The 22,835-nt window shown below is 64.9% G+C and carries 26 protein-coding genes, 1 tRNA gene and 1 other RNA gene; 24 read left to right on the forward strand and 4 right to left on the reverse strand.

What is annotated here, in order from left to right; genetic code table 11:
* Positions 1 to 139: 139 nt before the first annotated feature.
* Complete coding sequence (gene ygfZ, locus AC3G2C_RS02840; RefSeq protein WP_488383081.1) at positions 140 to 718, reverse strand: CAF17-like 4Fe-4S cluster assembly/insertion protein YgfZ; 579 nt, start codon at positions 716 to 718, stop codon at positions 140 to 142.
* 350 nt (positions 719 to 1,068) lie between these two features.
* On the opposite strand from ygfZ, the gene AC3G2C_RS02845 reads away from it, so the two are divergent.
* The 14 genes from AC3G2C_RS02845 to lpxK all read left to right on the forward strand — a co-directional run bounded on the left by AC3G2C_RS02845 (position 1,069) and on the right by lpxK (position 13,958).
* Positions 1,069 to 1,236: a DUF1674 domain-containing protein gene (locus tag AC3G2C_RS02845; protein WP_488383082.1), complete on the forward strand. Its 168-nt coding sequence runs from the start codon at positions 1,069 to 1,071 to the stop codon at positions 1,234 to 1,236.
* A gap of 86 nt (positions 1,237 to 1,322) precedes the next feature.
* Positions 1,323 to 1,718, forward strand: coding sequence for a succinate dehydrogenase, cytochrome b556 subunit (sdhC, locus tag AC3G2C_RS02850; protein WP_488383083.1), 396 nt, complete (start codon positions 1,323 to 1,325; stop codon positions 1,716 to 1,718).
* Positions 1,715 to 2,128, forward strand: coding sequence for a succinate dehydrogenase, hydrophobic membrane anchor protein (gene sdhD, locus AC3G2C_RS02855; RefSeq protein ID WP_488383084.1), 414 nt, complete (start codon positions 1,715 to 1,717; stop codon positions 2,126 to 2,128). Before sdhC ends, sdhD begins: the two co-directional genes overlap by 4 nt.
* Before the next feature lie 4 nt (positions 2,129 to 2,132).
* Positions 2,133 to 3,920, forward strand: coding sequence for a succinate dehydrogenase flavoprotein subunit (sdhA, locus tag AC3G2C_RS02860; protein WP_488383085.1), 1,788 nt, complete (start codon positions 2,133 to 2,135; stop codon positions 3,918 to 3,920).
* Positions 3,921 to 3,941: 21 nt separating this feature from the next.
* The gene (locus tag AC3G2C_RS02865; RefSeq protein WP_488383086.1) at positions 3,942 to 4,724 is read left to right on the forward strand and encodes a succinate dehydrogenase iron-sulfur subunit; all 783 of its coding nucleotides are present in this window, start codon (positions 3,942 to 3,944) and stop codon (positions 4,722 to 4,724) included.
* Between the two features lie 153 nt (positions 4,725 to 4,877).
* Positions 4,878 to 5,126 carry an FAD assembly factor SdhE gene (locus AC3G2C_RS02870; protein WP_488383087.1) on the forward strand — a complete coding sequence of 83 codons (249 nt, stop codon included), beginning with the start codon at positions 4,878 to 4,880 and terminating at the stop codon, positions 5,124 to 5,126.
* Positions 5,098 to 5,571 (forward strand): protein YgfX, encoded by a 474-nt coding sequence (locus AC3G2C_RS02875; protein WP_488383088.1) that lies wholly within the window; start codon positions 5,098 to 5,100, stop codon positions 5,569 to 5,571. Before AC3G2C_RS02870 ends, AC3G2C_RS02875 begins: the two co-directional genes overlap by 29 nt.
* A gap of 69 nt (positions 5,572 to 5,640) precedes the next feature.
* Complete coding sequence (locus tag AC3G2C_RS02880; RefSeq protein WP_488383089.1) at positions 5,641 to 6,888, forward strand: lipoprotein-releasing ABC transporter permease subunit; 1,248 nt, start codon at positions 5,641 to 5,643, stop codon at positions 6,886 to 6,888.
* A gap of 4 nt (positions 6,889 to 6,892) precedes the next feature.
* Positions 6,893 to 7,591 carry a lipoprotein-releasing ABC transporter ATP-binding protein LolD gene (lolD, locus tag AC3G2C_RS02885; RefSeq protein WP_488383090.1) on the forward strand — a complete coding sequence of 233 codons (699 nt, stop codon included), beginning with the start codon at positions 6,893 to 6,895 and terminating at the stop codon, positions 7,589 to 7,591.
* 111 nt (positions 7,592 to 7,702) lie between these two features.
* The gene (locus tag AC3G2C_RS02890; RefSeq protein WP_488383091.1) at positions 7,703 to 10,000 is read left to right on the forward strand and encodes a DNA internalization-related competence protein ComEC/Rec2; all 2,298 of its coding nucleotides are present in this window, start codon (positions 7,703 to 7,705) and stop codon (positions 9,998 to 10,000) included.
* A 92-nt stretch (positions 10,001 to 10,092) separates the two neighbouring features.
* Positions 10,093 to 10,755, forward strand: coding sequence for a MotA/TolQ/ExbB proton channel family protein (locus tag AC3G2C_RS02895; protein ID WP_488383092.1), 663 nt, complete (start codon positions 10,093 to 10,095; stop codon positions 10,753 to 10,755).
* A gap of 3 nt (positions 10,756 to 10,758) precedes the next feature.
* Complete coding sequence (locus tag AC3G2C_RS02900; protein ID WP_488383093.1) at positions 10,759 to 11,190, forward strand: ExbD/TolR family protein; 432 nt, start codon at positions 10,759 to 10,761, stop codon at positions 11,188 to 11,190.
* Positions 11,187 to 12,965: a lipid A export permease/ATP-binding protein MsbA gene (gene msbA / locus AC3G2C_RS02905; RefSeq protein ID WP_488383094.1), complete on the forward strand. Its 1,779-nt coding sequence runs from the start codon at positions 11,187 to 11,189 to the stop codon at positions 12,963 to 12,965. The genes AC3G2C_RS02900 and msbA overlap by 4 nt, the downstream gene beginning before the upstream one ends.
* A gap of 9 nt (positions 12,966 to 12,974) precedes the next feature.
* On the forward strand, positions 12,975 to 13,958 hold the full coding sequence (gene lpxK, locus AC3G2C_RS02910) for a tetraacyldisaccharide 4'-kinase (protein ID WP_488383095.1): 984 nt from the start codon (positions 12,975 to 12,977) through the stop codon (positions 13,956 to 13,958).
* 56 nt (positions 13,959 to 14,014) lie between these two features.
* On the opposite strand, the gene AC3G2C_RS02915 is transcribed toward lpxK, so the two are convergent.
* Positions 14,015 to 14,494 (reverse strand): glycine zipper 2TM domain-containing protein, encoded by a 480-nt coding sequence (locus AC3G2C_RS02915; protein WP_488383096.1) that lies wholly within the window; start codon positions 14,492 to 14,494, stop codon positions 14,015 to 14,017.
* A 147-nt stretch (positions 14,495 to 14,641) separates the two neighbouring features.
* Between AC3G2C_RS02915 and AC3G2C_RS02920 the strand changes: the two genes are divergently transcribed.
* Positions 14,642 to 15,040, forward strand: coding sequence for a DUF6165 family protein (locus tag AC3G2C_RS02920; RefSeq protein WP_488383097.1), 399 nt, complete (start codon positions 14,642 to 14,644; stop codon positions 15,038 to 15,040).
* Positions 15,041 to 15,187: 147 nt separating this feature from the next.
* On the opposite strand, the gene AC3G2C_RS02925 is transcribed toward AC3G2C_RS02920, so the two are convergent.
* Complete coding sequence (locus AC3G2C_RS02925) at positions 15,188 to 16,231, reverse strand: glycosyltransferase family 9 protein (RefSeq protein ID WP_488383098.1); 1,044 nt, start codon at positions 16,229 to 16,231, stop codon at positions 15,188 to 15,190.
* Positions 16,232 to 16,281: 50 nt separating this feature from the next.
* Between AC3G2C_RS02925 and AC3G2C_RS02930 the strand changes: the two genes are divergently transcribed.
* The 9 genes from AC3G2C_RS02930 (at position 16,282) to AC3G2C_RS02970 (ending at position 22,137) form a co-directional block, all read left to right on the forward strand.
* On the forward strand, positions 16,282 to 17,013 hold the full coding sequence (locus AC3G2C_RS02930) for a 3-deoxy-D-manno-octulosonic acid kinase (RefSeq protein WP_488383099.1): 732 nt from the start codon (positions 16,282 to 16,284) through the stop codon (positions 17,011 to 17,013).
* A complete protein-coding gene (locus tag AC3G2C_RS02935; protein WP_488383100.1) occupies positions 17,010 to 17,768 on the forward strand; it encodes an MBL fold metallo-hydrolase in 759 nt (252 codons plus the stop codon). Before AC3G2C_RS02930 ends, AC3G2C_RS02935 begins: the two co-directional genes overlap by 4 nt.
* 28 nt (positions 17,769 to 17,796) lie before the next feature.
* A complete protein-coding gene (locus AC3G2C_RS02940; RefSeq protein ID WP_488383101.1) occupies positions 17,797 to 18,300 on the forward strand; it encodes a DinB family protein in 504 nt (167 codons plus the stop codon).
* Between the two features lie 83 nt (positions 18,301 to 18,383).
* Positions 18,384 to 18,476: transfer RNA gene (locus AC3G2C_RS02945), tRNA-Ser, on the forward strand.
* 248 nt (positions 18,477 to 18,724) lie between these two features.
* Positions 18,725 to 18,821, forward strand: an RNA gene (ffs, locus tag AC3G2C_RS02950) — signal recognition particle sRNA small type.
* Between the two features lie 100 nt (positions 18,822 to 18,921).
* Entirely contained in the window at positions 18,922 to 20,595 is a 1,674-nt protein-coding gene (gene dnaX, locus AC3G2C_RS02955) for a DNA polymerase III subunit gamma/tau (protein WP_488383102.1), read from the forward strand.
* 21 nt (positions 20,596 to 20,616) lie between these two features.
* Positions 20,617 to 20,940 carry a YbaB/EbfC family nucleoid-associated protein gene (locus tag AC3G2C_RS02960; RefSeq protein ID WP_488383103.1) on the forward strand — a complete coding sequence of 108 codons (324 nt, stop codon included), beginning with the start codon at positions 20,617 to 20,619 and terminating at the stop codon, positions 20,938 to 20,940.
* A 68-nt stretch (positions 20,941 to 21,008) separates the two neighbouring features.
* Positions 21,009 to 21,602, forward strand: coding sequence for a recombination mediator RecR (gene recR / locus AC3G2C_RS02965; RefSeq protein ID WP_488383104.1), 594 nt, complete (start codon positions 21,009 to 21,011; stop codon positions 21,600 to 21,602).
* A 190-nt stretch (positions 21,603 to 21,792) separates the two neighbouring features.
* Complete coding sequence (locus AC3G2C_RS02970) at positions 21,793 to 22,137, forward strand: histidine triad nucleotide-binding protein (protein WP_488383105.1); 345 nt, start codon at positions 21,793 to 21,795, stop codon at positions 22,135 to 22,137.
* 69 nt (positions 22,138 to 22,206) lie between these two features.
* Here the strand turns inward: AC3G2C_RS02970 and AC3G2C_RS02975 are convergent, their stop codons facing one another.
* Entirely contained in the window at positions 22,207 to 22,818 is a 612-nt protein-coding gene (locus AC3G2C_RS02975) for a Slp family lipoprotein (RefSeq protein WP_488383106.1), read from the reverse strand.
* Positions 22,819 to 22,835 lie beyond the last annotated feature (17 nt).

Consider the following 22,835-nt stretch of genomic DNA (forward strand, 5'->3'; position numbering starts at 1 on the left):
CCGTGGGCTGGGGTGTCTATCGATTTGGTTGGCGGAGCCTAGTGGCGGGATTTCGATCTGGCAAGTGCCCGTTCGTTCAGGTTCACGTCGCACTCACAATCGCAAGACGCGTTCGCGAATCCTTGCGCGGACATGTTCATCACGCTTCCCAACTCGCCATGATGCGCAACGAAACACCATCATCGAAGGTCATCGATGCGCCATTTTCAAGTTGATTGGCGATGTCATCGTCGATCACGGCCAGTGATTGGACGTCCGTTTGCGTCACGGCGACATCGAGTAATTGCGCCACCCCTTTTCCGTCCATGCGCAAAACGGTGCCCCCTGTCAAGGGCTGCGACAATACGACGCAATGCATATGTCGCTTGTGGCCGCCGCGATAGTGGAGTCGGGCCACGATCTCTTGCCCCGGGTAGCAGCCCTTGTCGAAGGCGACAGCCTGAAGGCGCTCCAGCGAGAGTGCCGGCGGCAGCAACTGGCCAAGGGTTTCGCTGGGCAACCAAGGCCAGCCCGCATGAATCTGCGGCAGGCGCCAATCGTTGTCGCCCGACGCCGCTCCCATGACAAGGCTATGCGTGCCGCAGCCCCATAGATAGGCGTCGCCTTCACGATGGAGGGCGTAACTGTCCAGTGCGGGGGCCGTACCGAGGGTCTGGGGAGGCGGCACCACCAGGGTCACCTTGGAGCGGAAGACGAATCGCTGCAGTTGCTGCGCCATGCCTGCGGCGTCCCCGCCGCGTAGCAAGGCGAGCAGGGTGTTTTCGGCGGGGCGACCGAGGTGGAACAGGGCGAGTACCCGGCCCTGCGCATCCAGCCATGCACTGAATTGCCACTGGCCGACTTGTAGCGCGCGAACGTTGCTGGAGAATTGCGCGTGTGCGAACGCGATGGCGTCGGCGCCTTCGAGTTGCAGGATATGTGCGGTATGGGAATGCGTCATAGCTTGGCGAGGTAGGGGCGGGGCGCCTTACATACAAGTGCGAGTGAGCGGTCTGTCAGACATGCGTCGCAACGTCAAGGTTGTGCTGCATTTACGCAAGTATTACGCTTTTACAGTTTTCAAATACCATGTCCGATACGTCCTCCCAACCAAAGTCGAAGCCGGCCTCCGTTCCCACGGAACCGTCGACCGTGCCCGCCGTTCCGGCGACGGACAAGACCGCGGTGGAGCGGCCGGCCCCAGATCCCACGCGCTACGGCGATTGGGAAAAGAACGGGCGCTGTATCGACTTCTGATCCGCCGCGCCGGCTCATTGCGCCGGCGTGTCGGAGATAGGGAAGGGCGGTAAAGGGCATCAGCGATTCCACCCAGGATAGCCGCCATGGCAGACACGCAACGACCTCTCTCCCCTCACATGGGCATATATAAGTGGCAAGTGCAGATGGCGACATCCATCGTGCACCGCGCTACCGGCATCGCCCTCTCCGTCGGAACCTTGATCGTGCTGTGGGGGGTGTTCTCCCTCGCTCGTGGCGAAGAAAGCTACAACCAGTTCAAGACCTGCATCGGCAGCCCGATTGGCCTGATCCTGTTGTTCGGTTGGACTTGGGCCCTGTTCTATCACCTGTGCAACGGCATCCGTCACCTGTTCCAGGATGGCGGTATGGGTTACGCCATTCCCCAGTTCGTTCGCTCCAGCTGGCTCTCCATCGTCGGCAGCGTCGTGCTTACCGTGATCGTGTGGGCCTATGTGCTCACTTCCGGAGGTGCGGCATGAGCGCCAACGGTCAGCAGCATGATGTGCGCAAGCAGTTGCGCAACCCCCTCAAGCGCGCTCGCGGCCTGGGCTCGGCCCAGTCCGGCGTTGGCCATTGGTGGACGCAGCGCGTCACCGCGGCGGCGCTGGTGTTTCTCGCCCTGTGGTTTGTCGTGACGGTGCTGGGTGCACTGCACGCCGATTACGCCACGGCCCGTTCGATCGTCGCCAAGCCCTGGAACGCCGTGCTACTGGTCGCCTTTGTGCTGACCGTGTGCTGGCACGCCGTGCTGGGCCTGCAGATCGTAATCGAGGACTACGTGCATACGCGCTGGAAGGAGGTCGCCCTCCTGGTGCTGGTGAAGTTCATTGCAGTGCTCGGCACGCTGGCCACCCTGATGGCCGTGCTGCGCGTGGCGCTGGGAGCCTGATTCCATGGAAAGCTACAAGATCCAACAACATAAGTACGACGTGATCGTGGTCGGCGCCGGTGGCGCGGGCCTGCGCGCCACCTTCGGCCTGGCCGAGAAGGGCCTCAAGGCCGCCTGCATCACCAAGGTGTTCCCGACCCGCTCGCACACCGTGGCGGCGCAGGGCGGCATCTCGGCCGCGCTCGGCAACATGGGCGAGGACGATTGGCGCTTCCACTTCTACGACACCATCAAGGGTTCGGACTGGCTGGGCGACCAGGACGCCATCGAGTACATGTGCCGTGAAGCGATTCCGGCCATCATCGAGCTGGAACACTACGGCGTGCCGTTCTCGCGTACCGAGGAAGGCAAGATCTACCAGCGTCCGTTCGGCGGCATGACCACCCACTACGGCAAGGGCACCGCGCAGCGCACCTGCGCCGCGGCCGACCGTACCGGTCACGCCATCCTGCACACGCTGTACCAGCAGGCGCTGGCGCATGACGCCACGTTCTTCATCGAATACTTCGCCATCGACCTCATCTTCGACGAAGAGGGTGTGTGCCGCGGCGTGCTCGCGCTGGACATGAACGAAGGTACGCTGCACTTCTTCCGCGGCCACGCGGTGGTGCTGGCGACCGGCGGTTACGGTCGCGCCTACTTCAGCGCCACCTCGGCGCATACCTGCACCGGCGACGGTGGCGGCATGGTGCTGCGCGCGGGGCTCGCGCTGCAGGACATGGAGTTCGTGCAGTTCCACCCGACCGGCATCTACGGTTCGGGCTGCCTGATCACCGAGGGCGTGCGTGGCGAGGGCGGTTACCTCACCAACTCCAACGGCGAGCGTTTCATGGAACGCTATGCGCCCAACGCCAAGGATCTCGCTTCGCGTGACGTGGTCAGCCGCGCCATGACGATGGAAATCCGCGAAGGCCGTGGCGTGGGCGAGCACAAGGACCATATCCACATCAACCTGATGCACCTGGGTGCGGACGTGATCCACGAGCGCCTGCCGGGCATCGCCGAGTCGGCGCGCATCTTTGCCGGTGTGGACGTGACCAAGGAGCCGATCCCGGTCATCCCCACCGTGCACTACAACATGGGCGGCATCCCCACCAACTATCACGGCGAAGTCGTGCAGAAGCGCGGCGACGACGTGGATGCCGTGGTGCCGGGCCTGTTCGCCATCGGCGAGGCGGCTTGCGTGTCGGTGCATGGCGCCAACCGCCTGGGCTCCAACTCGCTGCTCGACCTGGTTGTGTTCGGCCGTGCCGTGTCGCACCGCTGCGCCGAGATCATCAAGCCGGAAACGCCGCACAAGGACCTGCCGGCCAACGTGCTGGACAAGGCGCTCACCCGTTTCGACGGCCTGCGCAATGCCAAGGGCAGCCTGCCGACCGCGAAGATCCGCGCGGAAATGCAGCGCACCATGCAGTCCGACGCGGCCGTGTTCCGTACCGGCGAGTCGCTCAAGGAGGGTTGCGACAAGATCTCCAAGGTGCGCGATTCGTTCAAGGACGTGGGCATCAGCGATCGTTCGCTGGTGTGGAACTCCGACCTGATCGAAACGCTGGAGCTGGCCAACCTGCTGGATCAGGCCGTGGCCACCATGTACTCGGCCGAGCAGCGCCACGAAAGCCGCGGCGCGCATGCTCGCGAGGACTTCCCGGACCGCGACGACGTCACCTGGCAGAAGCACACCATGGTGTCCGTCGACGAGAACGGCAAGGCCAACTTCGACTTCCGTCCGGTGCACATGTACACCATGACGAAGGACGTCGACGTCGTGCCGCCCAAGAAGCGCACTTACTGATACCCGGACTGGAGAGCCACTGTGGCTGAGTTTTCGCTACCCAAAAATTCCAAGGTCCAGCCGGGCAAGCACTTTCCGGCCAAGGACGCGAAGAAGCCGCGGACGTTCCGCATCTATCGCTGGTCCCCGGACGATGGTCAGAACCCCCGCATCGACACGTATGAAGTCGACATGGCTTCGTGCGGCCCGATGGTTCTGGACGCCCTGCTGAAGATCAAGAACGAGATCGATTCGACGCTGACCCTGCGCCGCTCGTGCCGTGAAGGCATCTGCGGTTCGTGCGCGATGAACATCGACGGCACCAACACGCTCGCCTGCACCAAGGCCATCGAGGATTGCGGTTCGGGCGACGTGAAGATCTACCCGCTGCCGCACATGCCGGTGGTGAAGGATCTGGTGCCCGACCTCACGCACTTCTACGCGCAGTTCGCCTCGATCAAGCCCTGGCTGCGCACGCAGAGCCCGGCCCCGGCCGATAAGGAGCGCCTGCAGTCGCCGGAAGACCGCAAGAAGCTCGACGGCCTGTACGAGTGCATCCTGTGCGCATGCTGCTCCACCAGCTGCCCGAGCTACTGGTGGAACGGTGACCGTTACCTCGGCCCGGCGATCCTGTTGCAGGCTTACCGCTGGATCGTGGACAGCCGCGACGAGGATACCGGTGCTCGCCTTGACGACCTGGAAGATCCGTTCAAGCTGTACCGCTGCCACACGATCATGAATTGCGCCCGCACCTGCCCGAAGGGTCTGAACCCTGCCAAGGCCATTGCGGAGATCAAGAAGCTGATCGTCGAGCGTCGTACCTGATGCTCTTGTTCCCACTCCCCTGCAGGGGAGTGGGCTGAGGGTGAAGGGTGCTCGCGGCAAGGTTGGCATTCGCCGTATCGAGGCAGCATCGCCCCTCATTTCCATCCTCTCCCCTGTGGGGGAGGGGACGCGACCCAGGAGCCACTTCGCGCAATGGACGAAGCCCGCATCAAGCGCCTGCGTTGGCGCACCCGTCGCGGCACCCGCGAGCTGGACGCCCTGTTCGGCGGCTGGCTGGACGAGCGCTTTGCCCAGGCCGACGAGGCCACGCGCCAGGCGTTCGATGAATTGCTGGATGTTCAAGACCCGGACCTGTGGGACTGGGTGATGGGACACGCCCAGGCGTCGCGCCCGGACTGGCAGGCCATCATCAATGACATCCGCTCCCGCCATCGGCTTTGAGTATCGGCCCTCGCGCTGGCCGGGGCGGGCCGTATGGCTCGTCACCGCGCTGGCCATGGCCTCGCTGTGGCTGAGCAACTTGTCGCCCTGGCTGGTCGTGCCACTCAATGTCGTGCTGCTCGGCGTGCTGGTTTCGCGCAGGCGAGCTTGGGAGCGCAGCCCCTTATCCGCGGCGGGCTGGGGGCGTGATCAGGTATGGAGCCTGCGGCTTTGCGACGGCTCGGACTGCACCGCTGCATTGGTTTCCCACCGCGTGCTCGGCGAGGCCCTGATCTGGCTGGCCCTGCGCGACACGGACGGGCGGGCGTACCCGCTGCTGCTGGCGCCTGACAATGCCGATGCCGACACGCGCCGCCGCCTGCGCATGCGCCTACAGGTGATGCGAGCCCAGCAGGCGTCGGCGGAGCATGGCACTCTTTCCGTTCAACGCGGTCCTAGGGCGTAGCCGCATCTCAGGCGATAATCCCGCCACCCGGGCGGCCAGCCCCCACGAACCCCACAAGCGACCCGCCTAATGTTTCGACCGTTAGAGCTTTTTATCGGCTTGCGCTACACCCGCGCCAAGCGTCGCAATCAGTTCATATCCTTTATTTCCACCGTTTCCATCGTGTGCATTGCCATCAGCGTGACCGCGCTGATCACGGTAATGTCGGTGATGAACGGCTTCGATAACGAGCTGCGCTCCCGCATCCTCGGTGCGATTTCGCATGCGACGGTGTCGGGCATGCCGGGGCAATCCGTGCAGGAATGGCCGCGCGCGGTAAAGATTGCCGAGGCCAACAAGCACGTGCAGGGCGCTGCGCCCTATGTGGAATCGGAGGCTTTCCTCCAGGCCCGCCGTTCTACCGGCGGCCTGCTGCGAGGTGTGGTGCCGTCCGAAGAGCCCAAGGTGTCCGACATCGGACAGCACATGGTCGAAGGCACGCTCGCCTCGCTAACGCCAGGCAGTTGGAACGTCGTGCTAGGCCGAGAGCTGGCCATGCAGCTCGGCGTGGCGGTGGGCGACAAAGTGATCGTGGCGGTGCCCTCGTTCCAGTCCTCGCCGATCACCGGCAGCGTGCCCAGCCTGCGCACGTTCACGGTGTCGGGTGTGTTCGAGGTGGGCATGCAGGAGTTCGACTCCGGCCTTGCGCTGATCAATATGACCGACGCCGAGCGCCTCAATCGCCTCGACGGCCCCACCGGCATCCGCCTGCGCCTGGACGACATGTTCAACGCGCGCTCCGTGGCCAGCGAGCTGGCCAACCAATTGGGGCAGGTCTATCGCGTGGAAACCTGGATGGATAGCCATGCCAATTTCTTCTCCGCCATCTCGATGGAGAAGAAGGTCATGTTCATCATTCTTTCGCTGATCATCCTGGTCGCGGTGATCAACCTCATCTCGATGCTGATGATGCTGGTGACCGACAAGCAGGCCGACATCGCCATCCTGCGCACGCTCGGCTCCACGCCGCGCAGCATCATGGGCATGTTCATGGTGCAGGGCGTGCTGGTGGGCTTCGTGGGCATCGGTTTTGGCGTGGGCCTGGGTTCGCTGCTGTCGTGGAAGCTGCCGGCGATCGTCAAGTGGATCGAACATGTCACGGGCGTGACCTTCCTGTCGCCGGACGTCTATTACATCAGCGAATTGCCCAGCAAACTCCTGGCGAGCGATGTGGGCTGGGTGGCCTTGATCACCTTCCTGTTCTCCTTGCTGGCCACCCTTTACCCCGCGTGGCGCGCGTCGCGCACGCAGCCCGCGCAGGCGCTCCGCTATGAATAAACCGATGAGTCACACTAACGAGATCGTGCTGCGCGCCAGCGGCATCGCCAAGACCTACGAGGAAGGCGATCTCAAGACGGACGTGTTGTCCAACGTCAGCTTTACCGTCAAGCGCGGCGAGACGCTGGCCATCGTCGGTGCCTCGGGCTCGGGCAAGAGCACGCTGCTGCACATCATCGGCGGCCTGGATACGTTGACCGGTGGCGAGGTGGAAGTGGAAGGCCAGAACCTTTCGCGCCTGTCCGATGCCGATCGTGGTCGCGTGCGCAATCGCTCGATGGGTTTCATTTACCAGTTCCATCACTTGCTGCCGGAATTCACTGCGCTGGAAAACGTGTGCATGCCGTTGCTGATTCGCGGCGTGGCGATCAGCGAGGCATCGCGCCAGGCGGCCGACTTGTTGGGTCGGGTGGGGCTGGGCAAGCGCCTGGACCACAAGCCGGCGGAACTCTCCGGCGGCGAGCGCCAGCGCTGCGCGGTCGCGCGCGCGCTGGTGGCGCGTCCCGCTGTGGTGCTGGGTGATGAGCCCACCGGCAACCTGGACGAAGGCAATGCGGCCCAGGTGTACAACCTGATGTTGGAGCTCAACCGCGAGATCGGCACCAGCTTTATCCTGGTGACCCATGACAACCGCCTGGCCGCGCGCATGGATCGCACGCTGGAACTGCACAACGGCGTGATCATGGAGAAGGTGCGGGCTTGATGCCTTCGCCGGTGCGGGTGCCGCGCTTGCGGGCGCTGGCGCCTCGTACCGATACCCCTGGAAGGTATGCTGGCTGAGCATCGTTTCTTCGCCTGAAGGGACGATGCCGCCATGCGTGGACGCGGAGCGATAGGGCCTGGTTTGTGTTTGCTGGGCGGCGTGCTCGCCGTGCAGTGGTTGCCAGGCTTGCCTTCGCGCGGTTGGTGCGTTGCGTTGCTTGCGTCAGCGGTGTTATGGGCAGGTCTTGGGCGGCGCCACCGCTGGGCTGCGTGGCTGGTGTTCGGTGTGGGTTGGGCCTGTCTTCGCGGTGGCATCGCCCTGGATGCGCGTTTGCCGCATGAGTGGGAAGGCAAGGATTTCTGGGTAGAAGGACGGGTCGCTGCGCTTCCCTTGAGGCGCGACGACGCCACTGGCTTCTTGCTGTCAGTGGAGCAAGCCTCGCTGGATGACGAGCCAGTGCCTCTGGCTGGCCTGGTAAGGGTCAATTGGTACCGGACGGCTCCGCCCATCGCCGCATGCGAGCGCTGGCGCCTGCAATTGCGCCTCAAGCGGCCACGCGGCCTGATCAACCCCGGCGGTAGCGACAGCGAACGTAGCGCACTGGAGCGCGGCATCGTGGCGACAGGCTACGTGCGTGAGGCGGCCGGAAACCGGTCACTGACCAGGGCGCCCTTGTGCATCGACCGTGCGCGCGAAGCTGTTAGCCAGGGCATTGCGCGTCGGGTGCGGGATGCGCACGACGCGGCGCTCTTACAGGCTTTTTCGGTGGGCGACATTCGTGGGCTCAGTCAGCGCGACTGGGAGGTGGCGCGGGCCAATGGCATATCCCACCTGATTGCTATTTCGGGGTTTCACGTGGGCGTGGCGGCCTTGTTTGGCGCGTGGCTGATGCGTGGCCTGTACGCCTTGTGGCCAGCGCTGGCCCTGCGTTGGCCGCGCCCGCCCGCGTTGGCGGCTGGCGCCTTGGTGGTCGCGGCCGTGTATAGCGCCCTGGCGGGTTTCGGGTTGCCCACGGTTCGCACGCTGCTGATGATCGGCGTGGTGGCGCTAGGGCGCTGTCGGCGGCGTCAGCCGAGCGGGCCGGCGTCGCTGGCATTGGCTTTGGTGGTCGTGTTGCTGTTCGATCCGCTCTGCGTGTTGTCGGCCGGTTTCTGGCTGTCCTTCGTGGGTGTGGCTTTTCTCATGCTGTGCCTGGATGTGCAGGGCAAAGGCTTGCGGGGTTTCCTGCGCGAGCTGTCGGCAGGGCAGTTGGTGATGACGTTGTCGCTGATGCCTTTGACACTGTGGTTCTTCGGCGAAGCGTCCTTGGTCGGTGCGTTGTCCAACCTGATCGCGGTGCCTTTCGTCAGCTTCGTTATCGTGCCCTTCGCCTTGATGGGCATGGTGCTGTTGGCGGTGTGTCCGCCCTTGGCGAAGCCGGTACTTTGGTGCGCTGCCTGGTTCGCTCATGCCCAATGGTGGCTGCTGGAACGCATGGCTACCTGGCCGGGTGCGCATTGGTATTTGCCGACGGTGAGTCTGGCGGCTTTGCTGCTGGCTACATTCGGCGCGCTCTGGTTATTCATGCCGCGCGGAGTACCCCTGCGTTGGCTGGGTGTTGTGCTGTTCCTGCCCCTGGTGTGGCCCACGCGAACGCTGCCGCCGGCGGGCGGCTTCCAGGTGTGGATGCTGGATGTGGGGCAGGGGCTGTCGGTGTTGGTACGCACGCGCGAGCACTCGTTGCTCTACGACGCGGGTGCACGCTTTCCGTCCGAGTTCGATCTCGGCGAGGCCGCCGTGTTGCCATCGATGCGCGCGCTGGGCATCGACCGGCTGGATCTGCTGGTGGCCAGCCACGCGGACAACGACCACGCAGGTGGCATCCCCGCCGTGGCGGCGGCTTTTCCCGCGGCCGAGCGCTACGCGGGCGAGCCCGAGCGCATGGCCATCCCTATGGAGGCGTGCCCGGTGGGGCGTGGCTGGCAGTGGGATGGTGTCACGGTGCGTGTGTTGCCCTCAGGAAATCCCGGGGCGTCGGCCAATGATCGGTCGTGCGTGATCCTGGTGGAGGGTGCCTCAGGGCGAGTGCTATTGACGGGCGACATCAGCACGCGGGTCGAGCCCGTAGTGGCGGCCGCCTTGCCGCCGGGGGCACCGCTGGTGCTCAGCGTGCCCCATCATGGCAGTCGCACGTCATCTGGCCAGGATTTCCTGCAAGCCACTCAGCCGGCGCTGGCCTTGGTGTCCTCCGGCTGGCGCAACCGCTTTCGCCACCCCAATGCACAGGTCATGCAACGTTATGAACGGGCGGAGATCCCCTGGTTGAACACAGCGACCAGCGGCGCCATACAGGTGGATCTGATGCCTGGCCAGCCGCCCGTGGTGGTGGGCGCCTGGCGCCAGCGACAGTCTCGCTATTGGCGCGAATAGGTGGCCTTCACAACTGCCACCGGGGCCGCGGAACGGCCGGGCGAGACTGTTATGATGCGCTCTTCCTATCGATCGCGTTTCGCGGAGTCGTTGTGCTGGAAATCCTGATGGCTGGTGGCTGGGCTATGCTGCCCATCCTGATCTGTTCGGCGGTCGCACTGGCGATCGTGCTGGAGCGTTGCTGGACCCTGCGCCGCCGTTCGGTGCTGCCGCCCGGGTTGGGCGAGGAAGTGCGCAACTGGGCTCGTTCGGGCCAACTGGACAGCAATCACCTCAACGCGCTGGCCAACGGCTCGCCGCTGGGCGAACTGCTGGCGTCGGCGCTGGCCGTACGCAACCGTTCGCGCGACCTGATCAAGGAGCGCATCGAGGATACCGGCCGCCATGTGGTGCATCGCATGGAGCGCTATCTCAACACGCTGGGCACGATCGCACTGATCGGTCCACTGCTAGGCCTGCTCGGCACAGTGATCGGCCTGATTCGCATGTTCATGGACGTGATGAAGGGCGGCGTGGGAGACCCGATGAAGATGGCTGGTGGCATCGGCGAAGCGCTGATCTGCACGGCCAGCGGCCTGGTCGTGGCCATTCCGGCCTACGTGTTGCATCGCTATTTCCGTTCCAAGGTGGCGGGCTACTGCGTGGAAATGGAAAAGCAGGCCACGGAGCTCCTCGACGAACTCACGGTGAATCAGGCCGCGCCGACTCGCCCGCGCGCGAGCGGTCGCCCGACCACCGAGTCGAGCGCGAGCTGACGCATGCGTATCGGCAATGACCGCCGGCAGGACGATTTCGAGATCAACGTGATCTCGCTGATCGACGTGCTGCTTACCCTGCTGATGTTTTTCGTGCTCACCACCACGTTCATCCAGCACTCGCGCATGCAGGTGACGCTGCCCAAGGCCAGTGTGCAGGAGCGCGACATGCAGGCGCCCGCGCTCACCATCGTGGTGGACCGCGACGGGCATTTCTTTGTCGGCAGCGACGAAGTGCATGGCGAGGGCGTGGAACCGCTCAAGCAAGCGATCGCAGCTGTGGCGGGTGATGATCGCGAGCGCCAGGTGACCCTTCGCGCCGATGCCATGACCCCGCACCAGAACGTGGTCATGGCCATGGATGCGCTGGGTCAACTCGGCTTCACCAAGCTCTCCATCGCCACGACGCCCAGCCAGGCGGACGCGAGGCCATGAGCGAGGGCAAGAAGAAAGTAGCGTTGTGGGATGCAAAAAGCCGGCAGGTCTACAAGCGACTGCTCGGTTATTCCGCTCGCTACTGGCCGGTGATCCTTATTTCGGTCGTCGGCTTTGCCGTGGACGGCGGCGCGCTGGCCTACTTCACCAGCAAGCTGCAGCCGATCATGGACAAGCTGCTGGAGCAGAAAGACCCCTACCTGATCCGCTGGATGCCGTGGTGGATCATCGCCATCTTCGCGGTGCGCGGTGTGGCCATCCTTATCAGCAATTACGGCATGGGCTATGTGTCGCGCAACGTGGTGCAGTCCATGCAGCGCGACGTGTTCGCCGCGTACCTGCGACTGCCGGCGTCGTTCTTCGGTAGCGAGCACTCGGGCCACCAGATCTCGCGCATCACCTATACCAGCGAGCAAGTGGCCGGCGCTTCCACCGATGCCTTGAAGGTGGCGGTGACGGAGAGCATCACCGTCATCGGCATGTTCACGGTCATGCTCTACAAGAGCCTTTACCTCACCACCGCGTTGTTGGTGCTGGTGCCGGCCATCGTGTTGATCGCCTCGGCAGTGAGTCGTCGCTATCGCGTGGTCAGCCGGCGCATCCAGGGCATGATGGGTTCGGTCACCGGCACGGTGGAAGAGATGATCAAGGCGCATCGCGAGGTGCGCATCTATGGTGGCCAGAAGCAGGCGGACGAGCGCTTCAAGGAAGTGTCTGATCGCGCGCGCTACCTCAACCTCAAGATCATCGCGACCAGCGCCATCTCCGGCTCGTCCATCCAAACGGTGGCTTCGCTGGCGCTGGCGGGCATGGTGTTCCTGGCGTCCCGGCCGTCGCAGATCGACCATATCACCCCGGGCGTGTTCATCGCCGTGCTCACCGCCATGGGCGGCATGCTGTCCTCGCTTAAGCGACTGACCAACGTGCAGTCGACCATGCAGACTGGCATCTCGGCGGCTGAGAACCTGTTCGAGATCATCGATATGGCGCCGGAAGTAGACCAAGGCACGCGTGTGCTGGAGCGCACCAAGGGCGACCTTCGTTTCGAGCAGGTGGGGCTGGTCTATCCGCGCGACGAGTTCCAGGCCCTGACCGACGTGGACCTGCACTGCGCCGCCGGCACCGTGACCGCACTGGTGGGGCGTTCGGGCAGCGGTAAAAGCAGCCTGGTGAGCCTGTTGCCGCGCTTCAACGAGCCGACCAGTGGGCGCATCCTGCTCGATGGCGAGGATTACGAGACCTACACGCTGACCTCCTTGCGCCACCAGATCGCCTGGGTGGGTCAGAACGTGGTGCTGTTCGATGGCACCGTGGCGGAAAACATCGCCTATGGCGAGCTGGTGGGCGCCAGCGAGCAGGACATCATCGCGGCGGCCGAGGCGGCGCACGCGATGGAATTCATCGAAAAGCTGCCCGAAGGCATCCACAGCCAGATCGGTGAGGGCGGTAACCGGCTTTCCGGCGGTCAGCGCCAGCGCATTGCCATTGCGCGCGCCATTCTCAAGAACGCACCGATCCTGGTGTTGGACGAAGCCACCAGCGCGCTGGATACCGAATCAGAGCGATTGATCCAGCAGGCGCTGCAACGCCTCATGCGCGACCGCACCACGCTGGTGATCGCGCATCGCCTCTCTACCATCGAGCACGCCGACCAGATCGCGGTGATGGATCAGGGTCGCATCGTCGAGCGCGGCACCCACGCGGAGCTGTTGGCACTGGGTGGCCAATACGCCGCCCTGCATCGCATGCAGTTCCACCAGCAGCCTGGGGATTGAGGCGCGCCCATGAGCATGGCCGCGCGCCTTGAATCGGCCTGGTATGGCGCCGCCCGCGCGCCCTGGTGGAGCTTGCCGCTGGCTGGGCTGTACGGCGCGCTGTCCGGCCTGCGCCGAGGCCTTTACCGGGTTGGCGTATTACGCAGTACGCGATTGCCGGTGCCGGTGATCGTTATCGGCAATATCACGGCAGGCGGCACGGGTAAGACCCCACTGACCATCGCCGTGGCCGAGGCCTTGCGCCGTCGCGGTTACACACCGGGCGTGGTGAGTCGCGGCTATGGCGGCACGCAGAGGGAGCCCTTACTGCTGGATGCCGCTCCCGACCCGGCGCAGGCGGGCGACGAACCATGCCTGATTCGGGCCTCCGGCGTAGCCGTGGCGGTGGGGCGTGATCGCCCGGCGGCGGCGCGCTTGTTGATCGACGCCGGCTGCGATGTGGTGATTGCCGACGACGGCCTGCAGCATTACGCGTTGGCTCGCGATATCGAGATCTGCGTGATCGACGGCGTTCGTCGCTTCGGCAATGGGAAGCTGTTGCCCGCGGGGCCGTTGCGTGAGCCAAGGTCACGGTTGCGCAAGGTGGATTTTCGTGTCTGCAACGGCGGCGCCTTTGCGCCCGACGATGTGCCGATGCATTTGCAGGGCACCCGGGCACGCGCATTGCTCGACGATCACAGTCGGCCTTTGTCCGATTTTGCCGGGCAGGCCGTTCATGCCGTGGCGGCCATTGGCCACCCGCAGCGCTTTTTCGCCAGCCTGCGTTCGCAAGGTTTGTTGGTGACTGAGCATGCCTTTCCCGACCACCACGCCTTCACCGCCGATGACCTGAATTTCGGCGACTGCAAGGCGGTGCTGATGACCGAGAAAGATGCGGTGAAATGCAGGGGTTTCGCCCAGCCGCACTGGTGGACCGTGCCGGTGCGTGCTGCTTTGCCGCAGGAATTTTTCGATCAGCTCGAAGCACGATTGCGAAGCCTGCCCCTGCATTGATCAACCACAAAAAAGCCGACCTTGCGGTCGGCTTTTTGCTGGAACCGGCGCAAACGTTACTGGATGCGCACGATGTTGCCCTGCGGGTCGATCTGCACCATGTCGCCCACGCGGATGGCGCTGGCGTCCGGCACGGTCACGTTGCTGTAGGCACCGTTGCCCATGCGAATGCGCAGGGTGTAGCTGGCGTTGGGGCGGCCGCTGTTGGCGCCGATGCGGTTGCCCGCAACGCCACCGCCTACGGCGCCGGCCACGGTGGCCAAGGTGTTGCCCTTGCCCTTGCCAACCTGGTTGCCTAGCACGCCACCGGCAATGCCGCCGATGATGGTGCCGGCCATGCTGTGGTCGTTGCCCTGGGAAATGTTCTGGTCGATCGCCTCCACCGTGCCGCACTGGTCGCAGCGCAGGTAGATGCCGTCACGCTGAACCAGCACGCCGTTGCGGCTGGACTGGGATGGGGACTGTGCATTGGCGGCAAACGAACTTACGGCCAGCAGGGCGGCCAGCGGCAGCAAGACAAAACGGGTGTTGAGCATGGATTTCTCTCCTTGAAGGTCGGGTGCGCTACCAGTCTAACCAAGCAGACTGAACGATGGTGCAAGACCACTTATGATGTGCGCTTTCCTGGCCGGTTGCCGTGACACACCCGTCATGGCGTCAAGGCCCTGTCCTTCGGAGTTTCCATGAGCCTTATCCAAGTACCGGTTTCCTACGGCGAGCTGATCGACAAGATCACCATCCTGGAGATCAAGTCCGCGCAGATCAGCGACCCGGCCAAGGTCGCCAATGTGCGCACCGAGCTGGACCTGCTCAACGCCACCTGGGCTGCCCATCCGGCATCGCACACCGATATCAGCGACGAGCGCGCACGCCTGCTGGCGGTGAACGAGGCGCTGTGGGATATCGAGGATCGTATCCGCCTGAAGGAAAAGGCCCAGGCGTTCGATGCGGAGTTCATCGAGCTGGCCCGCTCGGTCTATTTCCGCAACGACGAGCGCGCGGCGGTAAAGCGCGAGATCAACCTCAAGCTGGGTTCGCAGCTGGTGGAGGAGAAGTCCTACCAGGATTACCGCGCGCCGTAAGCCACACGGGGCCTGCCAGCCTCGCTGGCAGCATGCACCCCGCGAAGGTGCATTCCCGCCCCACGTTGGCGGGAATCCTCGGTTGGGGGCGCCCGGGGAGGCCGGCTTGCCAGGCGCGCCGGACACCGCTTCTGCGCGCCCTTGGCCTCATCCCAGGCCAAGATGCTGGGCGCAGGCCTCGAAGCGCTCGATGACCTCGTCCACGCCAATCAGTTCCATCACCCCGGGCTTCTCGATCTTGCTACCCCAGGGGATTTCGCTTGCCGGCTTGCCAAGGTAACGGCGCGAGGCGGCGTCGTACTTGTCCACGCACCAGCGCCGGTCAGAGTAGGGGCCAGAACGATTGGGGTTGCTGGCGGCATGCAGGCCCAGCACCTTGCAGCCCACCGCGTTGGCCATGTGCATGGGGCCGGAATCTGGCGTCAGGAGCACGGGCGCGCGCACCAGCATCGCCATCATTTTCTTGAGCGTGTCCTTGCCGGTGAGGTCGAGTGGTGTGTGGCGACACGCCGCCAGCACGGCGTCGGCCATGCGGCGCTCCAGCTCGGAGGGGCCACCCACCAGCACCACCCGCCAGCCCTTGGCGGCGGCGTGATCCATGACGGCGGCGTAGCGCTCGGGCATCCAGTTGCGTAGTTCATGGCTGGAGGTGGGGCTGACCAGCAGGGTAGGCGTGTCGCCGGGCAACTGCTCGGCGGCCCAGGCATGGGCCTCCTCCGGAATCGGGATGTCCCAGCGCACCCGGGTCTGCTTGAGCCCCAGCGGCTCGCAGAAGCTGCCCATCGCGTCGAGTACATGCTCGCCGGTGCGTGCGGGAATGCGCTCGCCGATCACCAGGCGATGGCCGTCCTTGGCGCGGGCGCGGTCGTAGCCGATACGGCGGCGCGCGCGCACGAACAGGCTGAGCAGGTTGGAGCGCAGCGCCACCTGCATCTGCAGCAGGGCGTCGAAGCGCTCGCCCTTGAGCGCCTCGCCCACGGCGCGCATGCCGGCGAGGCCAGCGGCCTTGTCGAAGGTGACGAACTCCACGCCGGGCAGGTCGCCGACCAGGCGACGTTCCAGCTTGCCGATGATCCAGGTGAGCCGAGTCTGGGGCCAGGCCGCCTGGAGCGTGCGTACGAGAGGAACGACATGGGTGACATCGCCAATGGCGGAAGTGCGCAGCAGGCAGATCGAGGCAGGAGCAGTCATTGGGCTAGAATCGCTGAACTTTGGACGAGGACGCGTCGGATACACCAGGCATGGCGATACAGGAACGAATCCGCGAAGACGACGCCGGAGCGATTCTGTTCGACGCCGCGGTGTCGCCACAAGTCGATGCCGATTGGTTCGACCCGGACGCCTGGCGCTCGCGAGGCGCCTTGCGCCAGCAGAGCGGCGGGCGGGGCGGGGTGGCCATCATCGATACGCCGGCTGGCGAATGCGTATTGCGCCATTACCGGCGCGGCGGCTTGGTAGCCCGAATCATGGGTGATCGTTACCTGTGGGAAGGCGCCGATCGTACCCGTTGCTTCACCGAGTTTCGCTTGCTGGGCAAGATTGCCGACCTTGGCTTGCCCGGGCCACACGCGGTGGCGTGTCGTTATCGGCGGTCTGGGCTGTTCTACTCGGCCGATCTCATCACCCGGCGCATTGCCGACTCGCGCACACTGGCGCAATGCCTGGCGGACGGCACGCTGGATGGCGAAATGGCTGAGCTGGTCGGTGCACTGGTGGCCCGTTTTCATCGGGCCGGCATTTGGCACGCCGATCTCAACGCGCACAATGTGCTGGTCACCGCCGAGCAGCTTTACCTGATCGATTTCGACCGGGGTCGCCAGCGCTCGCCAGCAGACGCCTGGCAGCAAGCCAATCTGCAGCGCCTGCGGCGATCCTTGCTCAAGCTGGGCGCGGCGGCGCAGGGCGAAGCAGCCTTTGACGAAGTGCTGTGGAAGCCCCTGGTTTACCGTTACGAGCGTACTCTTCGCGCATGAACTGGACTCTGCATTTCCTTGGAGTGGGCGCGGCGCACGCCGTGGAACTGGGCTCGTCGGCGGTGGTGCTGGAGCGCGATGGCGCGCCGGTGTTGCTGATCGACTGCGGCCCGGACACCTTGGATCGCTACCTCGCCGCCTACGGCGAGCCGCCGCGCGCGCTGTACATCACGCACACGCACATGGACCACATCGGTGGCATGGAGCGCCTGTTCTTTCGCCTGTGGTTCGATGAGAACTGGCGTGGTCGCACCAAGGTGTTCATCCATGCCGGGTTGATGACCTGGTTGCAGGCCCGCGTGGCCGATTACCCGAACGTACTGGCCGAAGGCGGCGCGAACTTCTGGGAGGCCTTCCACCTGGTGCCATGCACGCGCGGTTTCTGGCTGGACGGTGTGTGGTTCGACGTGTTCGCCACGCGCCATCACATGGCCGGCACTTCCTACGGCGTGGCGCTGCCGGGCAGCTTTGCCTATACCGGCGACACACGGCCGATTCCCGAGGTACTCGCGCGGGTGGCGGCGAGCAGCGAACTGATCGCCCATGACTGCGGCCTGGTCGGCAACCCCTCGCATACCGGCATCGACGATATCGAGCGCGAATATCCGGCGGAACTGCGTCCGCGCTTGCGCCTCTACCACTACGGCAGCGAAGCGGATGGCGCAGCGTTGGTGGCGCGCGGCTACGCCATCGCACGACCGGGTGAGCGCATTGTTTTGCCGGCTCCACAGCCCGTTCGGCCCGAGGCGGGCTGATCCCTATCGCCCTGAGTGCATTGGCGCCATGAATCATCTGCAAAAGCTCTTGCACTACCGGGCCTGGGCCGATGGCCTGATCTATGCGGCCATCGGGGAGCTGCCCGACGGGGCTGCCGAAGCGCCGCGAGCCACCATTTTCGGCAACATGCTGCGCACGCTCAGCCACACTTGGGTGGTGGACGACATCTTTCAGGCACATCTGCAAGGGCGGGCACACGGCCACACCAGTCGCAACACGCCCGAGCCACTGCCGCTGGACGAGCTGTGGAGCCGCCAGCGGGTAATGAACGACTGGTACCTGGCCTATGCCGCCGGCCTCTCGCCCATACAGGCCCAGCAGATGGTGCATTTCCAGTTCGTTGGCGGTGGCGAGGGATGCATGTCGCGTGAGGACATGATCCTGCACGTGGTCAACCACGCCACCTATCACCGCGGTTTCGTCGCCGACATGTTCTACCAGGTGCCGGCGCGCCCACCGGCGACCGACTTGCCCGTATTCCTGCGGGATGCGTGGCCGGTCGTCGCGTGACTATCTTGTGTGAACCGCCGTGTGCCGCTATCCTTTCGCCTCTTTGCCGGGTCTGAGTACCCAGCGAGCGGTTTCACCATTGCGGAGAGGTGTCCGAGTGGTTGAAGGAGCACGCCTGGAAAGTGTGTATACGGCTTATCCCCGTATCGCGGGTTCGAATCCCGCCCTCTCCGCCAGTGAGTGAAGCCGAGCGACACCCTTGAGGGTTGGCGCTGAAGTAGGAAGTACTGAAAGAGAGGCTGGGTGAGAACCCGCTGTTCGACACATTCGCCAGGAGCGAATGTGGACAGCCAAAGGCTGGCCCCGAGCGAAAGCGAGGGGTGAGGCGCAGGACGAGCCGAACAGATCCCGCCCTCTCCGCCAGTGAGTGAAACCCAGCGACGGCTTTTTAGCCCTCGCACCAAGCACGTCTCTATGGTGGCCCTGTCGGTCCCCCCGCGACGATAGTTCGTAAACCCCGCCAGGCCCGGAAGGGAGCAACGGTAGCGAATGATTCGGGTGCCGGGGTGTGGCTGGCAGGGCCGCCGCCTTTTCCGGGGTCGGAAACGTGCGCGGCGGTCAATACTGACTTGCTCGCACCGACTTGGCACAATCGGGACTTGCCCCTACATCAGGCTACGCATGTCTTATCAGGTACTCGCGCGAAAATGGCGCCCCCGCAAGTTCGCTGAACTGGTCGGGCAGGAGCATGTCGTGCGCGCGCTCACCAACGCGCTCGACACCGGTCGCATGCACCACGCCTACCTGTTTACCGGCACGCGCGGCGTGGGCAAAACCACCATCGCGCGTATTTTCGCCAAGTCGCTCAACTGCGAGCGCGGCGAGTCGGCCGATCCGTGTGGCGAGTGCGCCGTCTGCACCGCGGTGGATGCGGGGCGCTTCGTCGACCTGCTGGAAATCGACGCCGCCAGCAATACGGGTGTAGACGATGTGCGCGAGGTGATTGAGAACGCGCAATACGCTCCGGCGCGCGGACGCTTCAAGGTGTACCTGGTGGACGAGGTGCACATGCTCTCCAAGCCGGCGTTCAATGCGCTGCTGAAGACGCTGGAAGAGCCGCCGCCGCACGTGAAATTCCTGCTGGCCACCACTGACCCGCAGAAGCTGCCAGTGACGGTGCTGTCGCGCTGTCTCAAGTTCAACCTCAAGCGCTTGTTGCCCGAGCAGATCTCCGGGCAGATGCGCCATATCCTGGGCGCGGAAAACATTCCGTACGAAGACGCGGCGATCGCCGAACTGGCGCGCGGCGCCGATGGCTCGTTGCGCGATGGTCTCTCGCTGCTAGACCAGGCCATTGCCTACGGTGGCGGCCAGCTGAAGGTGGACGACGTGCGCGCCATGCTGGGCAGCGTGGCGCGTGGTCAGGTGCTGGGCCTGTTGCAGGCACTGGCCGAAGGCAGTGGCGAAGCGCTGATGGCCGAATGCGCGCGCATCGCCTCCTTCTCGCCGGATTTTGGTGGCGTGCTGGATGATCTGGCCAGCGTGCTCCATCGCCTGCAGTTGATTCAGTTGATACCGGGCTATCGCCCCGAAGAGGGTGACGGCGACGCCGATGCACTGGTGGCATTGGCCGAAAAGCTCGCACCGGAAGACGTGCAGCTTTACTACCAGATCGCCACGGCGGGCCGCCGCGATCTGGCGCTGGCCCCGGATGCACGCACCGGCTTCGAGATGGCCTTGCTGCGGATGCTGGCTTTCCGCCCGGCGGAGGGCGGCGGTGCACCCGCACCGCATGCCGGCACACCGTCGGCGTCCCGCGCACCCGCTGCGCCGCCGCGCGCTGCGGCACCGGCGTCCAACGAACGCATGCACATGGCCAGCGTGACCGAGCCTTCGCCGCCGCGCCCGCCCGCGCCCGTGGCTGCGTCAGCGCCGGCCGCTCGCGCGCCCGTGGCGATGGATGCACGTGGTTTGCCGCATTGGGACAGCCTGATCGAGCAGGCCAATCTGCGCGGCCCGCTGGGCCAGCTGGCGCAGAACGCCGCCTTGCGCGACCGCGAAGGCAACACGCTGGTACTGGCGCTGCAACCGGCGCACATGCATCTGGCGGTGGAGCCGATGGTCACCCAGATGGAAGAGCGCATTAGCCAGGCCCTGGGCGAACGCGTGAAGCTGCGTTTTGTCGAACAACGCGGCGCGGCAAGCGAAACCCCGGCGGCGCGAGCCGCCAACGCGCGCGAGGCGGCCCAGTCGGCGGCCGAGCGTGCCATTGACGAAGATCCGCTGGTGCAGGCGCTCAAGCGCGAATTTGGCGCGCGCGTCGTGCCCCAGTCGATCAAGCCTATTGAGCATTGAACGAGCTAGTGGAGTAGTGCCATGAGAGGTCAAATCGGTCAGCTGATGCAGCAGGCCCAGCGCATGCAGGAAGAGATGAAGCGTGCGCAGGAAGAAATCGCCAAGCTGGAAGTGACCGGCAGTGCCGGTGGCGGCTTGGTGAGCGTGGTGATGAGCGGCACGCACGAAGTCCGCCGCGTGCAGATTGACCGCAAGCTGTTCGCGGACGATCCGGAGATGGCCGAAGACTTGGTGGCCGCTGCCGTCAACGACGCCGTGAACAAGGTGGCCGAGGTGAGCAAGAACCGCCTCGGCGGCGTAACGTCCGGGCTGAACCTGCCGCCCGGTTTCAAGATGCCGTTCTGATTGAACGCGCTCTTTATCGCTACCCGGGTTACACGTCTTAGTGGCGCTTAAGGGGCGCGATCGTTGGCATGAGCAAGCTTCTTTCCGACCTTATCGAGGCGCTGCGTTGCCTGCCCGGCGTGGGTGGCAAGAGTGCGCAGCGCATGGCGTTCCACTTGCTGGAGCGCGACCGCGAGCGTGGCGTGCGCCTGGCCCAGGTGTTGGGCCAGGCTATGCGCGAGATAGGCAACTGCGAGCGCTGCCGCAATTTCAGCGAAACGCCGGTGTGCGCGCTCTGTTCCAGCAGCAGTCGCGATCGCCAGGTGTTGTGCGTGGTGGAGTCGCCCACCGAGCTGGCGGCCATCGAGCAGGCTACCGGCTATCGCGGGCAGTACTTCGTGCTGCTCGGGCGCTTGTCGCCCCTGGATGGCCTGGGGCCGGCGGAGCTGGGCCTGGACCGGCTGGCGGAGCGTCTGGCTGAAGGCGAGATCGAGGAAATGATCATCGCCACCAACCCCACCGTGGAGGGCGAAGCCACCGCTCATTACCTGGCGCAACTGGCGCGAGCGGCCAACGTAAAGCCCTCGCGGTTGGCTCACGGTGTGCCGTTGGGCGGCGAACTGGAGTACGTGGATCGCGGCACGCTGGCGCATGCCTTCGGCAGCCGGCAGACGCTGGATTGAGCCCGATGCAAGTGGCGCACACGCGGGACGTTCCTGGCAGCGACGAGTACCGTGCATGGCGGGTGGCCGCTGGCCTGAGTGCCATGACCGCCGATGGAGCCGCGCACCGGCTCTACGAACCATTCGGATTCAAGCGGGTAGCGCCGGCATCGCACGGTATGCTGATGCGTCTGTAACTAAGGAGCACTCCATGGGCGACACCATCTTCGGCAAGATCATTCGGCGCGAAATCCCGGCGGACATCGTCTATGAGGACGATGAGGTGCTGGCATTCCGCGACCTCAATCCGCAGGCGCCGGTGCACGTGCTGTTCGTTCCGAAGAAGGCCATCGCCACGCTGGATGCGGCCGCACCAGGCGATGCGGCATTGCTCGGCAAGCTGTTGCTGGCGGCGGCAGCGTATGCGCGCAGCCTGGGCCTGGCCGAGCAGGGTTATCGCACCGTCATCAATTGCAACGAGCACGGCGGGCAAACGGTGTTTCACCTGCACGTGCATTTGTTGGCCGGGCGCGTCATGCACTGGCCGCCGGGCTGACGAAACGGTACGAAAAGACGGAAACAAAAACGCCGGCCCTGGGCCGGCGTTTTCGTTGGTGAAGTGCAATCAGCCGCGTGCGGGCGGCGGCGGCGGGCGAACCACCGGGCGCGGTACCACGATCACGCGCGACGGGTAGTAGCCACCCCACGGACCCCAATACGGACCCCACGGGTTGCCCCACGGACCCCAATACGGGCCCCAGAACGGGTCGTAATAGCCCGGCGGGTAATTGGTGACCACGCGCTTGGGCCACAGGTACACCACGTTGGCTTCCACGCGCGGATAGGCGTAGTTGTACTCGCCGACCTTCTCCGAGACCGTGCCATGCAGCACGCCGGTCACGGTAATGTCGCGGCCCGGGCTGAATACCTCAGGGTCGTAGAAACCGGCGCGACAGGCCACAAAGCGGCCCTGCGTTTCGCTGTTGGAGCTGGGGGCCTTCGGACGGGCTTCATCGTCCAGCGGACGCGAGAGCACGTAGAAGCAGGTCTGTTGTTCGCCTGGCGCGGTCTTGATGATCTGACCGCCCCAGCGAACCTGCGCGCCGCCGGCGCCACCTTGTTGTGCGGCGGCCGAGGTCACGTCGGTGAAGGTGCCTTGCAGCGGCTGCGGCACCGTTGCGCAGGCGGCCAACGTGGCAACCGCGGTCGCGAGAATCAACGGCTTGTACATGGACATGACGCTTTCTCCATCGT

Source organism: Frateuria sp. sgz306004, assembly GCF_057750885.1.

Coding starts and splice junctions, on each gene's coding strand:
- AC3G2C_RS02940 (WP_488383101.1), top strand. CDS start 17,797: ATGAATCATCTGCAAAAGCTCTTGCACTACCGGGCCTGGGCCGATGGC.
- lpxK (WP_488383095.1), top strand. CDS start 12,975: ATGAGCATGGCCGCGCGCCTTGAATCGGCCTGGTATGGCGCCGCCCGC.
- AC3G2C_RS02975 (WP_488383106.1), bottom strand. CDS start 22,818: ATGTCCATGTACAAGCCGTTGATTCTCGCGACCGCGGTTGCCACGTTG.
- AC3G2C_RS02900 (WP_488383093.1), top strand. CDS start 10,759: ATGCGTATCGGCAATGACCGCCGGCAGGACGATTTCGAGATCAACGTG.
- ygfZ (WP_488383081.1), bottom strand. CDS start 718: ATGGCGCAGCAACTGCAGCGATTCGTCTTCCGCTCCAAGGTGACCCTG.
- AC3G2C_RS02880 (WP_488383089.1), top strand. CDS start 5,641: ATGTTTCGACCGTTAGAGCTTTTTATCGGCTTGCGCTACACCCGCGCC.
- AC3G2C_RS02935 (WP_488383100.1), top strand. CDS start 17,010: ATGAACTGGACTCTGCATTTCCTTGGAGTGGGCGCGGCGCACGCCGTG.
- AC3G2C_RS02890 (WP_488383091.1), top strand. CDS start 7,703: ATGCGTGGACGCGGAGCGATAGGGCCTGGTTTGTGTTTGCTGGGCGGC.
- AC3G2C_RS02920 (WP_488383097.1), top strand. CDS start 14,642: ATGAGCCTTATCCAAGTACCGGTTTCCTACGGCGAGCTGATCGACAAG.
- AC3G2C_RS02925 (WP_488383098.1), bottom strand. CDS start 16,231: ATGACTGCTCCTGCCTCGATCTGCCTGCTGCGCACTTCCGCCATTGGC.
- sdhA (WP_488383085.1), top strand. CDS start 2,133: ATGGAAAGCTACAAGATCCAACAACATAAGTACGACGTGATCGTGGTC.
- AC3G2C_RS02960 (WP_488383103.1), top strand. CDS start 20,617: ATGAGAGGTCAAATCGGTCAGCTGATGCAGCAGGCCCAGCGCATGCAG.
- AC3G2C_RS02930 (WP_488383099.1), top strand. CDS start 16,282: ATGGCGATACAGGAACGAATCCGCGAAGACGACGCCGGAGCGATTCTG.
- sdhC (WP_488383083.1), top strand. CDS start 1,323: ATGGCAGACACGCAACGACCTCTCTCCCCTCACATGGGCATATATAAG.
- sdhD (WP_488383084.1), top strand. CDS start 1,715: ATGAGCGCCAACGGTCAGCAGCATGATGTGCGCAAGCAGTTGCGCAAC.
- AC3G2C_RS02970 (WP_488383105.1), top strand. CDS start 21,793: ATGGGCGACACCATCTTCGGCAAGATCATTCGGCGCGAAATCCCGGCG.
- AC3G2C_RS02915 (WP_488383096.1), bottom strand. CDS start 14,494: ATGCTCAACACCCGTTTTGTCTTGCTGCCGCTGGCCGCCCTGCTGGCC.
- recR (WP_488383104.1), top strand. CDS start 21,009: ATGAGCAAGCTTCTTTCCGACCTTATCGAGGCGCTGCGTTGCCTGCCC.
- AC3G2C_RS02845 (WP_488383082.1), top strand. CDS start 1,069: ATGTCCGATACGTCCTCCCAACCAAAGTCGAAGCCGGCCTCCGTTCCC.
- dnaX (WP_488383102.1), top strand. CDS start 18,922: ATGTCTTATCAGGTACTCGCGCGAAAATGGCGCCCCCGCAAGTTCGCT.
- msbA (WP_488383094.1), top strand. CDS start 11,187: ATGAGCGAGGGCAAGAAGAAAGTAGCGTTGTGGGATGCAAAAAGCCGG.
- AC3G2C_RS02870 (WP_488383087.1), top strand. CDS start 4,878: ATGGACGAAGCCCGCATCAAGCGCCTGCGTTGGCGCACCCGTCGCGGC.
- AC3G2C_RS02875 (WP_488383088.1), top strand. CDS start 5,098: ATGACATCCGCTCCCGCCATCGGCTTTGAGTATCGGCCCTCGCGCTGG.
- lolD (WP_488383090.1), top strand. CDS start 6,893: ATGAGTCACACTAACGAGATCGTGCTGCGCGCCAGCGGCATCGCCAAG.